A 14,373-nucleotide genomic window follows, 5' to 3' on the forward strand; every position below is an offset into this window, starting at 1 on the left:
TAAGCAAGTAGGCCAAGGGCTGCAGGAAACGCTATCTATAGCGCCAAACTGTGATATCGGCCACTTTTCCCATTGCTTTAGCCCGGTCCGTAACGCGTCCCGGGCCGATCTGCGGCCGTGGAGGTGCCGGGGCGCCTCCACGACGGTGCATCAGAACTGGCTCCAGTCCTGGCCGCTTGTGATCGCAGAACGAGGCGCTGATGGGGCTTTCTCGCGCAGCACCGGCCGTGCGTGTGCCGCATCGCTCGGTATTTTGCTCGCAACCTTGGCGACCTTTGCCACGGGAGCTGGCACGGTCGTTGACAGCTGGAACAGCGCAACGGCCTTGCTGAGTGCGTTGGCCTGATCTTCCATCGCGCGGGCGGCGGCGGTGGCTTCTTCCACCAGCGCGGCGTTCTGCTGGGTGGTCTCGTCCATCTGTACCACGGTCTGGTTGACCTGCTCGATGCCGGCTGACTGCTCCTGCGAGGCGGACGAGATCTCGGCCATGATGTCGGTCACACGCTGCACGCTGCCGACGATCTCGTCCATGGTGGCGCCGGCATGACGCACCAGTGCGGAGCCTTCGGATACCTTTTCCACGGAGTCGTCGATCAGGCTTTTTATCTCCTTGGCCGCTGCGGCCGAGCGCTGGGCCAGGCTACGTACTTCTGAGGCCACCACGGCAAAGCCGCGACCCTGTTCGCCCGCGCGCGCGGCTTCGACCGCAGCGTTCAGTGCCAGGATATTGGTCTGGAAGGCGATGCCATCGATGACCGAGATGATGTCGGCGATCCTCTTCGACGACTGTTCGATCGCCGTCATGGTGGTGACTACCTGGGTAACCACTTTGCCTCCCTGCGAGGCGACACCATGGGCGCCGATGGCCAACTGGTTGGCCTGACGTGCGTGATCGGCATTCTGGCGGACGGTGGAGGTCAGCTCCTCCATCGAGGCGGCGGTTTCTTCCAGATTGGCGGCCTGCTGCTCGGTGCGCTGCGACAGATCCTGGTTGCCGCTGGCGATTTCATGGGCGGCAAGATTGATGCCCGATGCTGCGCCCTGGATGTCGCCGATGATCGTGGTCAGCTGCGCGATGGTGGTGTTGGCATCGTCACGGATCTGCGCGAACACGCCATGGAAGTCGCCGTGCATGCGCTGGGTCAGATCGCCGGTGGACAACGCTGTCAGTACCCTCGAGACCTGGCCGATGCTGCCATTGAAGGTTTCCAGCAAGCCATTGAGCTGATCTGAAAGCTGCAGCAGGAACCCTTCCTTGCCTTCCAGTCCGATGCGTTTTGACAGGTCGCCGCGCGCGGCGGCTTCCACGATGTGGCTGACTTCCCGTTCGACCCGAACCTCCTCGGTCCGGTCGGCCCACTCCACGACAAAGCCGAGCAGGGTACCTTCGGCGTCGCGGACCGGGTTGATGATCTGCCGCAGCACATGGTCACCGAGCGAGATCTGTCCACGGTGGGTGCCGCGCAGCTCACCAAGTACGTGCCGTTGATGTGCTGGCTTCTTGTGGAAGCTGTCGATATTGGCGCCGATGAGTGTTGTGGTATTGAATGCAGGCAAGTCGCGGCGGATATCGTGTTCGGCCTTTTCCAGCATCTGGAACAGTGACCGGTTGGCGTAGAGGATGTTGAGGTCTGCATCGGAGATCATGATGTTGGTGGTGACATCATCCAGTGCGGTGCGGATGCGCAGGTTCTCGGTGGCCAACACCTGGTCGCGCTCATTGCGCGAGCGCAGCTGCACAACCATGTGGCCGATGTCGGCATGGATCCGCCCAATCTCGTCACACGCTTCAGGCAGGGGGCGCACTGAAAGATCGCCTTCGGCAACTGCGCGAACTGCCCTGGATGCGGCGGACAGCGGGCCAAGTATCGAGCGGGCGATATACAGGCACGGCAGCAGAGCGGAAAGCATGACCAGCGTGCAGGCAATAATCAGCGCACGGGTGAAGCTCCAGGCGCGGGCTTCAATATCATCGGTATATTCACCGCTGCCGATGATCCAGCCCCAGCGTTTGTGCAGGCCGACATAGGAGATTTTCTGCACAGCGGCATCGGTGCCGGGCTTCGGCCAGGTGTAATCGAGGAAGCCACCGCCGCTGACGCGGCCCAGACGGGCCATCTCAACGAAGATCTTTTTGCCATCGGCACTTGTCGAGTTGCTGAGGTCTGTGCCGTTCAGTGCCTTCTGGTGGGGGTGCATCAGCATGGTGGGGTGCAGGTCATTGACCCAGACGTAATCGCTGCCGTTGGCGCTGCGCAGCGATTCAAGTGCGGACAGGGCCAGCTGCTGCGCTTGGTCTTGACTCAGCTCGCCTGCTTCGGCGCGGTCAGCGTAACGGTTTGCCAACGCCAGCGCCGCTTCCACCCGGGTATGCAGCGTGTTGCGCTCATTCTGGATCAGCTCGGAGTGGTTGCGCTGTGCGGTGACCACGCACAGCGTGACGATGCCGACAGCCAGTACCGCGAGCATCAGCATGAACTTCTTTTTCAAAGGTAGATCGCGGAACGCACGGAGCAACAGACTTGACTTCATGGCGGATGCACTTGAGTCGAAAGAAGGGGTGGCTGGGACCGTGGGTTCCTCGCGAAACGCTCCCCAGCGCCCTGATATCGGCAGGGCGCCGGGTTTCTGCAGTGATATCCACCGTGCAGGCATTCTGTGCGCGGTTCTCAGCCACTTTCTTACGCGAGGTTCCTGTCCTGGCTGATCCGGTTGGAGCAGGGTTGGCTGTTGCGGTGTCAGTTCGTTGTTGGTTTCCCGATATCGGTTGCAACGAGGACCATCAAGCTCAGCAAAGACCCAGGCCCCAAGCCCCCGTCTGGCGGGGCTGCGGTGTCGTTCAGAACTCCTGCCAGTTGCCGGCGTCGATCATTGCCTGCTCTGCGCGCACGCTCTTGCGAAGTGCTGGCTTGATCGGAGCTGTGGTTGTCGCGCGGGATGCTTTTGCCGTCAGCTTGCTACGTGCTGGCGCTATTCCATTCGTGGCGTGACGGCTGTCGAGCCGGAACAGGGCGACCGTCTGGCTCAGGGCGCTGGCCTGTTCTTCCATCGCGCGGGCGGCGGCGGTGGCTTCTTCCACCAGCGCGGCGTTCTGCTGGGTGCTTTCATCCATCTGCATCACGGTCTGGCTGACCTGCTCGATGCCGGCCGACTGCTCCTGCGAGGCGGCGGAGATCTCGGCCATGATGTCGGTCACGCGTTGTACGCTGCCGACGATTTCGCCCATCGTGGTGCCGGCCTGGTGCACCAGCGCGGAGCCTTCTGACACTTTCTCCACCGAGTCATCGATCAGGGTCTTGATCTCCTTGGCGGCTGCGGCCGAACGCTGTGCCAAGGTGCGCACTTCCGAGGCGACCACGGCGAAGCCGCGGCCCTGTTCGCCGGCACGCGCCGCTTCCACCGCGGCGTTGAGCGCCAGGATGTTGGTCTGGAAGGCGATGCCGTCGATCACCGTGATGATGTCGGCGATCTTCTTCGACGACTGCTCGATCGCGGTCATGGTGGTGACCATCTGCAGGGCGACTTCGCCCCCCTGGGACGCGATGGTATGCGCGCCGATCGCCAGCTGGTTGGCCTGCCGGGCATGCTCGGCGTTCTGGCGGACGGTGGAGGTCAGTTCCTCCATCGAGGCGGCGGTTTCCTCCAGATTGGCGGCCTGCTGCTCGGTACGCTGCGACAGGTCCTGGTTGCCGGTGGCGATCTCGCTGGCGGCGAGGTTGATGCTGCCTGCGGCTCCCTGGATGCGGCTGACGATATCGGTCAGTTTTTCCACCGTGATGTTGGCGTCGTCGCGCATCTGCGCGAATACCCCTTGGAAATCCCCCTGCATGCGCTGGGTCAGGTCGCCTTCGGCAATGGCCTGCAGCAGCACCGACAGGGAGTGCAGGTTGGCATCGGAGCGGGCCATCAGCTGGTTCAGGTCCGACACCATGTCGCGGAAGCCGAACTGGAAGCGCGATTCGTCGCCGCGTGCGGAGAAATCGCCGCGCACCGCCGCCTGGCTCAAGGTGCCGATCTCGTTGCTGATGGCCAGCAGGTTGGCCTTGACCGTATCCATGGTCTGGGTGAGCACCGCCTTCTCGCCGGGCAAACGCAGGAAATTTTCGCTCAGGTCGCCAATGGCATAGCGCCCCATCAGCGCGCTGACCGCGTTGGCCGCATCGATATGACTGCCGACCAGGGCGTTGAGTTCGGCCACCATCAGCCCGTAGTCGCCGGGGAAACGGTTGTGGTCGATGCGGAAGCTGATCTGGCCCTCGTCGTGAAGTGTGGCCATCTCGCGCTGGGCGGTGATGACCGCGCGCAACTGGTTCTGCATCTCCTCCATGCTCTGCAGCAGCTGGCCGGATTCATCGCGGGCCTCAATCAGGATCCGGTTGTCGAGCTGGCCGCGGGCGATGGCGTGTGCGACCTGGCTGGCATTGCGCAGTGGACTGACGATGGAGCGGGCGATTGCCCAACCCAGCAGTACGGCCAGCAGCACCAGTGCCGTCATCACGACCAGCGTGACGATCACGGTGTTGCGATAGATGGCGCTGGTCTCATCGATCTGCTGGTTGAGATGCTTGATGTTGTAGTCCGACAGCTCCTTGACCGCACCGAACAGGGCGTAGCGCGCCGGATTCGACTCCGTGGTCGAGATCAGTTCCGCCGCATCATGGTCGCGCTCATCCAGGGCCGCAGCCAGACGTTCATGGGCGGCGAAATAGGCTACCCGTGCGGCGATGACGCGGTCGTAGATCGCACGCTCGTTGGTACTGGATTCGCTGGGAATCGCGTCGTACGCCTTCTCGGCGTTCTCGATGACGCTGCGGGCGCTGGCCAGCTGCGCGATGAAACGGTCGGCCTCCTGCGGATCATTCCTGCGGGCGATGCGGGCCAGCTCGAAGGTGCGGAACTCGCCCAGCGAGGCGCGCATTTCGCCCAGGTGTTCCACCGCCGGCATCCAGTTGTCGCGGATCGCCTCCAGCTGCGTGTTCAGTGCGGACAGGCGCATCAAAGACAACACGCCCAGGGCGATGGTCATCAGCGTCGTTACGGTGAATGCCACTGCCAGCTTTCGGGCAATGGGAAGGTCAAGGAACCACTTCATGGGAATCGGGTGCTCGTATCGGAACAGGGGAGGGGGCCGAGGCTGCTGGGGAGGCGGCTTCGTCGTTGCCTGGACTGATAGCGGCTTGGGACGGTGTCGCTTGAGTAAAAGACGCTTTTGGATGGTCTGAAATGTCTATGCAAAATAATCACTTGCGTGAATGCGCGGCGACATCAGGGGCCTGTTTCTAAAGTAAAAAGCCCCCGCCCGAAGGGGCGAGGGCTGCAAGCGCGACGAACACGGCTGCGGCGGGTTTCAGAACTCCTGCCAGCTGTCCTCGTTGCTGGAGGGAAGCGGGAGAGGACGTGCATTGGCGGTCATCGCGCGCGGCTGCCGTGCCGGTTTCAGTGCGGGAATCGCCGGGGCGCGGTGCACGTGTGCCATCGTCGCGGGGGCAGCGGTGGCATCCAAACGGAATACCGCCACAGCAGCGGCCAGCAACCGGGCCTGTTCTTCCATCGAGCGCGCGGCGGCGGTGGCTTCCTCCACCAGCGCGGCGTTCTGCTGGGTGGTTTCGTCCATCTGCATCACCGTCTGGTTGACCTGCTCGATGCCTGCGCTTTGCTCCTGCGAGGCGGCGGAAATCTCGGCCATGATGTCGGTCACGCGCTGCACCGAAGAGACGATCTCGCCCATGGTGGTGCCGGCCTGGCGGACCAGCTTGCTGCCGCCGGTGACATTCTGCACAGATGCATCGATCAGCTCCTTGATCTCCTTGGCAGCCGCGGCCGAGCGCTGGGCCAGGGTACGCACTTCACTGGCGACCACGGCGAAACCACGGCCCTGTTCGCCGGCGCGCGCCGCTTCCACCGCCGCGTTGAGCGCCAGAATGTTGGTCTGGAAGGCGATGCCGTCGATCACCGAAATGATGTCTGCGATCTTCTTCGATGAACCCTCGATGGCATCCATCGTGGCCACCACCTGACCGACCACTTTACCGCCCTGTGAGGCGACGGTGTGCGCGCCGATGGCCAGCTGGTTGGCCTGGCGGGCCGATTCGGCGTTCTGGCGCACGGTGGAGGTCAGCTCCTCCATCGAGGCGGCGGTTTCCTCCAGGTTGGCGGCCTGTTGCTCGGTCCGCTGCGACAGATCCTGGTTGCCGGTGGCGATCTCGCCGGCGGCCTGGTTGATGCTCGATGCCGCGTGCTGGATGCGGCCGACAATGCCGGTCAACTGCGAGACCGTGGCATTGGCGTCGTCGCGCATGGTGGCGAACACACCATGGAATTGGCCGTGCATCCGCGCGCTCAGGTCGCCACTGGCGATGGCCTGCAGCAGTCGGGAGACTTCCAGCAGGTTGTCATCGGTGGTTTCCATCAGGCTGTTCAGGCCGGCCACCATGTCACGGAAATCGTGCTGGTAGGCGTCCAGATCGCCGCGCTGTTTGAAGTCGCCGACGGCCGCGGCCGAGGCCAGGCGCTTGATCTCGCTGTTGATGGCGGCCAGGTTCTGCTTGATCGTCGCCATGGTGTCGGTGATGACACGCTTCTCGCCCGGCAACACCGGCATATCCGGCGTCAGGTCGCCGATGGCATAGCGCTGGACGATCCCGATGGCCTGCATTTTCACGTTGATATGGTTGGTGACCAGATTGTTGGTCTCGGCCACCATCACCCTGTAGTCGCCGGGGAAGGCATCGGCGTCGATGCGGTAGCTGATGCTGCCGCCATCGTGCTGGCGCGACATTTCAACCTGTGCATCGATCACCGCCCGCAGCTGGGCCTGCATGCGCTGCATCGCGCTGAGCAGCTTGCCCACTTCGTCCTGCCGCGAACTGTCGATGCTTCCTTCGAGTTTGCCGGCGGCCACATCGTTGGCGACGCGGACGGCATCACCCAGGGGCCGTACGATGGCACGCACAATCAGCACGCCCAATCCGGCTGACAACAGTGCCAGTGCAATGATCGACAGCACGATGGCCATGCTGCTACGGCTGTGGCTGCGGTTGGCGTTGGCGATCTGGCTGTCGAGGGTGGCGACGCTGTACTCGTTCAAGGCCTTCAAGGCATCGAACAGCACCCGGCGTTTTGGGCGGGACTGCTCGTCGGAGACCGCCTGCGCGCTGACCGGATCACCGCTGGCCAGGGCCTGTTCGATCAGGCGGTGCGCGGCGAAATAGTCTTCCAGCGTGGAAGCGACCTTGGCGTACAGGGCTTTTTCCTGGCTGTCGCTGTGGAGCGCTTCATAGCGGGTCTTGAGTTTGGCGACAGCATCTTCGATTTCGGCCATGCGGCGGTCGTAGTCGGCGACCGCCTCGGGCTCGTTCAGACGGGTGAGCTGGGCGATCTCGAAGGTGCGGTACTCGCCCAGCTGGGAGCGGATTTCGCCCATGTATTGCACCGACGGCATGTCGCGGTTGCTGACGGCTTGCAGCTGGTTGTTGGCGGCATCCAGTCGCAACAGGGCAAAACCGCCCAGCGCAATGGTGGTCAGTGTTGTCAGCGTGAATGCGATCGCAAGTTTCCGTGCGATCGTGAGGTTGCGAAAGAACTCCATTACAGACTCTCCGAATCGACTACAGGTAGGGCATGCCCGCCAGAAGCGCCAGATCGGGCACAACGGGGGAGAGAAAAGGTGTTCGAAAGCGCGTTCTTTGCCCGGTGGCAGCCGGGCTGATACGGGTAGCGGCGCGCGCGGAATTTCCTGAAGTGCGGCCGCGAAAGGGCGATGCGAAGGCGCCGGCTGCCGCCCAGGACCGCGCGATGGCGCGGCGGCCAGGGTTTTTGCGGTGGTCAGAAATGCAGCTGTGCGCGCAGGCTCAGCAGATGCGGGTCGACGTGGGACCCAGCCCGCCGGGCGTCGGCACGGACGTAGTTGCCCTGGAACTTCAGGTTCGGCCCCAGGTACCAATTGGCACCCAGCGTCCAGCTTCTGGCGCGACCGCCGGCGATGCCGGCGTCGTCCAGATCAAGGTGATCGCGGCGCAGCAGCAGTTCGACTGCGCCATGGCGATGGGCCGGTTTGGGGTTGCCGACATTGCCGGCGGAGTACGGGCGGGATTCCCCGGTCACCAGCCAGCTGGCGCTGGCATAGCCGCCATACCCGCGGTAGCCCGGAAGTCCGCTGCCGCGCCGGGCGGTCTGTTGCTGGTATTCGCCCTGCAGCGACCACGGCCCGTTGATCCACAGCGCTTCAATCCCCCGACGCTGCAATTGCTGGATGTCCCGCAGGGTGCCCGAGTCGACCAGCCGGTCGGTGGTCAGCGCTGAGCCGGCACGCGCCCGCCAACGGGCGGTGGGTGCGCGGTACTGGTCGCGTCCGTCGATTTCGCCTTCCGGGGATTCCTTCGAGGCGGACACGCCCAGGTGGAGAACGTTTCCCGATGCCTTCCAGGGTGTCCATGCCAACCGCGCCGCAGCGGTGTCGCCCCGGTTGTTGCCCTGCAGGTCGGAGCCGAAGTAGTACCCGGCGTTGACGATGTACAGAGGCTGCTCGTATGCCCAGTCCACACCGGTGCGGCGGCTTTCATAGAACGCCTGGGTCGGCAGCGAGGCCTCGATGTAGCTGCCGGCACGTGATGCGGTCGCCCCCTCGAATCCCACTGCCATCTTGCTCTGGCCCAGACGCAGTTTGCCCAGGTCCCGACCGAACAGTGCCTTGGTCTCCAGGCGCAGCGCCACATCCAGCCAGGTCTTTGACTGGAAGTCGTAGCCGACAGTGACGTCATAGCGGCCGGCGCGCTTGTAGCCGATGCCGAACTCCTTTCGGCGCCAACCGGTTTCGTCATGCAGCACGGCACCGGCATGTCCGCTTCCCGAGAAATCGGCGGCGTCGTAGGCGACGTTGCCGGTCAGCGTCAGCTCGTCGCCGCTTGCGGTTTTCAGCCGGGGGGGCCATGTCTGGGTCTGGGCCGCGGCGGGCAGGGTCACGCACAACAGCAGGCAGGGCAGGGCGATACGTTTCATGCGGATCCACGGCAGGGAAAATGCACAAGAAGAAGCGCCATGACCGGAAGATCATGGCGCTGCGGATGGAACGGGGATTATCAGCCGTGGCTCAGGCGGCTTGCTGCATGCGCAGCGAGCGGACCAGTCCGCCGATATCCACAATCAACGCCACGCGGCCATCGCCGAGGATGGTGGCGCCGGAGACGCCGGCGATGCGGCGATAGTTGTTCTCGATGTTCTTGACCACCACCTGTTGCTGGCCGACCAGTTCATCCACTTCCAGTGCGATCTTCTGCCCATCGCCCTCGACCACGACCACCAGCGGATCGGCATTGGTCCGGCCGCTGTAGCCATAGTGCTCACTCAGCGACAGGATCGGCAGGTACTCGCCCCGCACGCGCAGCACGCGGCCTTCGCCGGCCATGGTGCGGATGTCATCGGCCTGTGGCTGCAGCGCTTCAAGCACGTAGGCCAGTGGCAGGATCAGGGTTTCACCGGCCACCGACACGGTCATGCCGTCGAGGATGGCCAGGGTCAGCGGCAGCCGGATCAGCACACGGGTGCCGGCGCCGGTATTGCTTTCCAGCTGCACTTCGCCGCCCAGCGCCTGGATATTGCGGCGGACCACGTCCATGCCCACGCCGCGTCCGGACAGCTCGGTCACCGCATCGGCGGTGGAGAAGCCGGGCTGGAAGATCAGGTCCCAGACCTGCGAATCGGTCGGGTTGTCGGGTATGTTGAGGCCGCGCTCGTAGGCTTTTTCCAGAATCTTGGCGCGGTTCAGGCCGCGGCCGTCGTCGCTGACTTCGATCACGATATGGCCGCCCTGATGCGAGGCCGCCAGGGTGATCGTGCCGGTTTCGTCCTTGCCGGCGGCGCGACGCACGTCGGGCATTTCCAGACCATGGTCGATCGAGTTGCGCACCAGATGGACCAGCGGATCGGCGATCTTCTCGATCAGTCCCTTGTCCAGTTCGGTGCCTTCGCCGATCGTGCGCAGGCGGACCTGCTTGCCCAGTCGCGAGGACAGGTCACGGACCAGCCGCGGGAAGCGGCGGAACACGGCGTCCACCGGCAGCATACGCACGCTGATGACGGCTTCCTGCAGGTCGCGGGTGTTGCGTTCGAGCAGGTCCAGCCCGGCGAACAGCTGTTCGGCGTGGACCGGATCCAGGCCGCCGGACACCTGCTTGAGCATGGCCTGGGTGATGACCAGCTCGCCGACCAGGTTGATCAGCGCATCGACCTTGTCCACGCTGACACGGATCGAGCTTTCGGCTTCGTGGCTGTTGCCGCCGGGTGTGGCCGCGGCGGCCGGTGAGCGCGCCGGCTCGGCGACGGCGCTGTTCTCGGCAGCCGGCATCGCCAGACTCGGCGGTGCGGCCGGACGGATATCCAGCTCGCAGTCGTCCACCACCCAGGCGAAGGTGTCTTCGATCTTGCTGCGTGGCACCTCGCCGATCAGGCCCAGATCCCAGGCCAGGTAGGCTTCCAGCGGATCGAGCTGGTTGAAGCCGGGCAGGCGCTCCACGCGCGCGGCCACCTGCAACGAGCCCAGGGTCTCCAGTTCGCGGATGATGCGCAGCGGGTCGTTGCCGCTCATGAACAGTGACGGCGCCGGGGTGAAGCCGATCTGCCAGCCGTCCGGGGTTTCGTCTTCGGTTTTGGCGGCGGCCACCGGGGCGGCCTGGCCGGAAAGCACGGCCTGCAGACGGGCGGTCACGGCCTGCACGGCCTGCGGATCGGCCGGCTGGCCATGCTCCACTTCCCGCAGCAGCGCGCGCAGCACATCCACCGAGGTCAACATCGCATCGATGGCGGCCGGTTCCAGTGCCCGCTTGCCGGCACGCAGCTCGTCCAGCAGCGTTTCCAGCACATGGGTCAGATTGGCCATGGCGTCGAAGCCGAACGTCCCGGCGCCCCCTTTGATCGAGTGGGCGGCGCGGAACACCGAGTTAATGATCTCCGGATCCAGTTGCCCGCCTTCCAGCGCCAGCAGGCCAGCTTCCATTGCGTCCAGTCCTTCGCGGCTTTCTTCGAAGAAAGTGGCGTGGAAACGTTGCAGGTCCATGCTCATCAGCGGGTTCCGTGGTGGGGGCGGGGAGGGCGATCAGCCCAGGACTTTCTGGACGGTGGCGACGAGCTGTTCGGGGTTGAACGGCTTCACCAGCCAGCCGGTGGCACCGGCGGCCTTGCCTTCGGACTTCTTGTCGGCCGCCGATTCGGTGGTAAGCATCAGCATCGGGGTGAACTTGTAGTCGGCCAGCTGGCGCAACTCGCGGATCAGCGAGATGCCGTCCATGTTGGGCATGTTCACGTCGGTCACTACCGCGTTGAAGCGCTGGCCTTTGGCGCGGCCCAGGGCCACGGCGCCGTCTTCGGCCTCCTCGACGGAATAGCCGGCCGAAGTAAGGGCGAAAGAAACCATCTGGCGCATCGACGCCGAATCGTCCACCACCAAGATACGTGCGCTCATGCGGCGTTCTCCACAGATTTCAGTTGATCAGAGGTTGCTTCCAGCCCGAAGGTCTGGAGGACGCCGAGCAGTCGCGCGGCGTCGAGGAAGGTGTTGGTGCCGTTGTCGAAGACGGTGCTGTGGCCTGCCTGGCGGCGGGCGATCACAAAGGCGCACAGCACCTGCACGGCGGCGGTGTGGATGCGGCCGACCTGGCTGGCATCCACGCGCAGCTCGCCGGTCTGTTCCAGATAGGGGGCAAGCTGTTGTTTCAAATCGCTGCTGGTCTCGATGCCGAGATCCTGTGCCAGTGCCACTGTGCTCATCATTGCTCCGGACGAACGTTACTAGGGCAATTAGCGGCCGCTTCTGGCGCATCTTTAGCGCTGTCGCCGCGCCGGATGGCCGGCAGGGCAGCGGCGCCGGGGTCAGTGCAGCAGCTGCGCGGCATCCAGCAGGATCATCGGTTGCCGGCCAAGGCGGGCCACGCCACGGAACAGCGCGTTGGAAATCTGGCAGATGCGCGCGGTATCGGGTGGCTCGATCTGGGAGTCGGTCAGGTTGGCCACGTCCTCCACCGCCGACACGCGCAGTCCCAGGGTGTCGCCGTTCTCTTCCAGCACCACGATGCGGGTCTGGCTGTCCTCGATGATCGGTGCAAAGCCCAGGTGCAGGCCCAGATCGATCACCGGAACCACCTGGCCGCGCAGGTTCATGATGCCCAGCATCGAGGGCGCGGTGCCGCGCAGACCGAGCAGCGGCACCGGCAGGACCACTTCCTGGACCTTGAGCAGTTCCAGCGCATAGGTCTGGCCGCCGCAGCGCAACCGCAGCCAGCGCGAGGTGCGCTCGCTGGCACGGCGCTGGCGTGGCTGGTAGGCCTCGCGGGCCTGCGCCTGCAAGGTGGCCCAGGCATTGCCAGTCGCCGGGGCGGGCGGCATCGCCGCCGCCATGCGCGGCGGGGGGGCTGTCGCAGGCGCCGCATCGACGATGGGAGCCGGCTCGGATTCGGAAACCATTGTCGGCCCTGCCGCTGCGGGTTCTGGCAGTGGTTCAGACAGCGGTTCGGGTTCCGGTTCGGGCTCGGGTACAGCCGGCAGCGCCATGGCGATGGCCTCGACCGCTGCCGCAGGCGCGGCCGGGACTACGGTTTGCAGCAGTTCGCCCAGGTAGTCATCCAGCACGTCGGTGTTGCTCATGCCGCGTGCTCCAGCTGGCTGGCATCGGCGCCGCGCAGCCATTCCAGCGCCCGCCGGTAGGCCAGCAGCGCACGACCGGGATAGGCGTCGCCGATCGCCGGTACAGTCAGCGCGTTCGGGTTGGAGATGCTGGTGTCCACCGGGATCGCCTCTTCCCAGACGCGCGCGCCGTGCCGGTCCTGCATCTGCTTGAGGGTTTCGTTGCCGGTGCGGGTGCGGCGGTCGAACAAGGTCGGCAGGATCGAGATCGGCAGCGGACGCTGGCGCGAGCGCTCGACCATCTCGCCCGTGCGGACCATGCCGTCGAGCCCGTGCAGCGCCAGCGGCTCGGCCTGGGTGGGAATGATCAGACGATCGGCGGCGGCCAGCGCGTTGATCATCAGCAGGCCCAGCGTGGGCGCGCAGTCCAGCAGGATGTAGTCGTGCTGCCCGCCATGGCGGGTGAACGCCTGTTGCAGGGCGAGCCCCAGCCCGGGCTGGTTGGCGCTGCGGCGCTCCAGCGTGGCCAGTGCCGCCTGGGCGCACAGGTAATCCAGGCCGGGAATGCGGCTGGCATGGCTGAGCGTGCCGATGTCGGCCGGCGGCGTGGCGAACAGCTCCAGTACGCCGGTCGGTGCCGGTTCGAGCGGGACGCCGAACGCGCGGGTCAGCGAGGAGTGCGGATCCAGGTCGATCAGCAGGACCTTGTGGCCCAGCGCGGCCAGGCCGCGGCCCAGCGCCAGCGTGGTTGTGGTTTTGCCAACGCCACCTTTCTGGTTGGCAACGGCCCAGATACGCATCAATGCACTCCTTCAATAGCATCCGTCAGGACCGGGCTGGCGGCCCGGGCTGGCGGGGGGGCGCCGTCGCCGGCGCTGGCCGGCGCAGGGGCGTCGGCAGCCGCGGTGGTGATGCCGTCGGACAGCGCGTCCACGCTGGCGGCGGAATCGGCCAGGATGATCACCATCACCCGGCGGTTGCGGTTGCGGCCTTCGGCCAGCGTGTTGCTGTCGCGCGGGCGGAATTCGCCGTAGCCCACCATCGCCAGCCGGTCCGGCTGCACCCCGTGATCGGCGAACAGGTGCACCACGCTGGCCGCGCGCGCGGCCGACAGCTCCCAGTTGGACGGGAACTGCGCGGTGGCGATCGGCAGGTTGTCGGTATGGCCCTCCACGCGCACGCCATTGGGCGCGGCCTGCAGCACTTCGGCCAGTTTGGCCAGGGTCTGGCGGGCGTCGCGGTCCAGTGCCGCCGAGCCGGTGCCGAACAGGATGTCGCTGTTGATCTCGACCTCGATCCACAGCTCGGTGCGGCGCACGGTGATCACCCCTTGCTTGACCAGCGGGGCCAGGGCTTCGCTGAGCTGGTCGGCGATCTGGTTGAGCTGGCGCTCGGCCCGTTGCAGCTGCGCGTGGTCGCGCATCGATACGGGCATACGCATCTGCGAGGCCATCGCCGGCAAGCGGGTAGGGTCATTCATCGCGCCGCCGGTCATGCTTGGGGCGCGGATCACCGAGGGGCTGTCAAAACCGCCCCCCTGCAGCTGCTGGTTGCCCACCTGCACCTGGCTGACGGTACGCGGCGCGCCGCCGAAGGCGGTGGTCAACGCATCGGCCATCACCCGGTATTTGCCCTCGTTGACCGAGGAAATGGCATACATCACCACGAAAAAGGCGAGCAGCAGCGTCATCAGGTCGGCATACGGGATCGCCCATGCCTCGTGGTTGCCGTGTTCTTCGTGTGGTTTGCGACGGGCCATGG

The 14,373-nt window shown here is 65.2% G+C and carries 9 protein-coding genes and 1 pseudogene; all 10 read right to left on the bottom strand.

The features are described 5' to 3' along the window. Nucleotides 1-150: 150 nt before the first annotated feature. Nucleotides 151-2,655 carry a methyl-accepting chemotaxis protein gene (locus ACVOMC_RS09835; protein WP_481523795.1) on the bottom strand — a complete coding sequence of 835 codons (2,505 nt, stop codon included), beginning with the start codon at nucleotides 2,653-2,655 and terminating at the stop codon, nucleotides 151-153. A gap of 184 nt (nucleotides 2,656-2,839) precedes the next feature. Further along, nucleotides 2,840-5,092 (bottom strand): methyl-accepting chemotaxis protein, encoded by a 2,253-nt coding sequence (locus ACVOMC_RS09840; RefSeq protein ID WP_481523796.1) that lies wholly within the window; start codon nucleotides 5,090-5,092, stop codon nucleotides 2,840-2,842. 255 nt (nucleotides 5,093-5,347) lie between these two features. After that, the gene (locus ACVOMC_RS09845; RefSeq protein WP_481523797.1) at nucleotides 5,348-7,588 is read right to left on the bottom strand and encodes a methyl-accepting chemotaxis protein; all 2,241 of its coding nucleotides are present in this window, start codon (nucleotides 7,586-7,588) and stop codon (nucleotides 5,348-5,350) included. A 236-nt stretch (nucleotides 7,589-7,824) separates the two neighbouring features. Further along, nucleotides 7,825-8,997 carry an OprO/OprP family phosphate-selective porin gene (locus ACVOMC_RS09850; protein WP_481523798.1) on the bottom strand — a complete coding sequence of 391 codons (1,173 nt, stop codon included), beginning with the start codon at nucleotides 8,995-8,997 and terminating at the stop codon, nucleotides 7,825-7,827. 91 nt (nucleotides 8,998-9,088) lie between these two features. Next, nucleotides 9,089-11,056, bottom strand: a complete 1,968-nt coding sequence (locus tag ACVOMC_RS09855) for a chemotaxis protein CheA (RefSeq protein WP_481523799.1) — start codon at nucleotides 11,054-11,056, stop codon at nucleotides 9,089-9,091. 33 nt (nucleotides 11,057-11,089) lie between these two features. After that, nucleotides 11,090-11,455, bottom strand: coding sequence for a response regulator (locus ACVOMC_RS09860; RefSeq protein WP_054656753.1), 366 nt, complete (start codon nucleotides 11,453-11,455; stop codon nucleotides 11,090-11,092). Further along, on the bottom strand, nucleotides 11,452-11,760 hold the full coding sequence (locus ACVOMC_RS09865; RefSeq protein WP_054656754.1) for an STAS domain-containing protein: 309 nt from the start codon (nucleotides 11,758-11,760) through the stop codon (nucleotides 11,452-11,454). Before ACVOMC_RS09865 ends, ACVOMC_RS09860 begins: the two co-directional genes overlap by 4 nt. Nucleotides 11,761-11,862: 102 nt before the next feature. Beyond that, nucleotides 11,863-12,300: pseudogene (locus tag ACVOMC_RS09870) on the bottom strand (chemotaxis protein CheW); the annotation flags it as partial. Between the two features lie 329 nt (nucleotides 12,301-12,629). Beyond that, complete coding sequence (locus ACVOMC_RS09875) at nucleotides 12,630-13,412, bottom strand: ParA family protein (RefSeq protein ID WP_481523800.1); 783 nt, start codon at nucleotides 13,410-13,412, stop codon at nucleotides 12,630-12,632. Further along, on the bottom strand, nucleotides 13,412-14,371 hold the full coding sequence (gene motD, locus ACVOMC_RS09880; protein WP_057506486.1) for a flagellar motor protein MotD: 960 nt from the start codon (nucleotides 14,369-14,371) through the stop codon (nucleotides 13,412-13,414). The genes ACVOMC_RS09875 and motD overlap by 1 nt, the downstream gene beginning before the upstream one ends. Nucleotides 14,372-14,373: the final 2 nt, after the last annotated feature.

The sequence above is a fragment of the Stenotrophomonas sp. STEN014 genome (assembly GCF_056760315.1).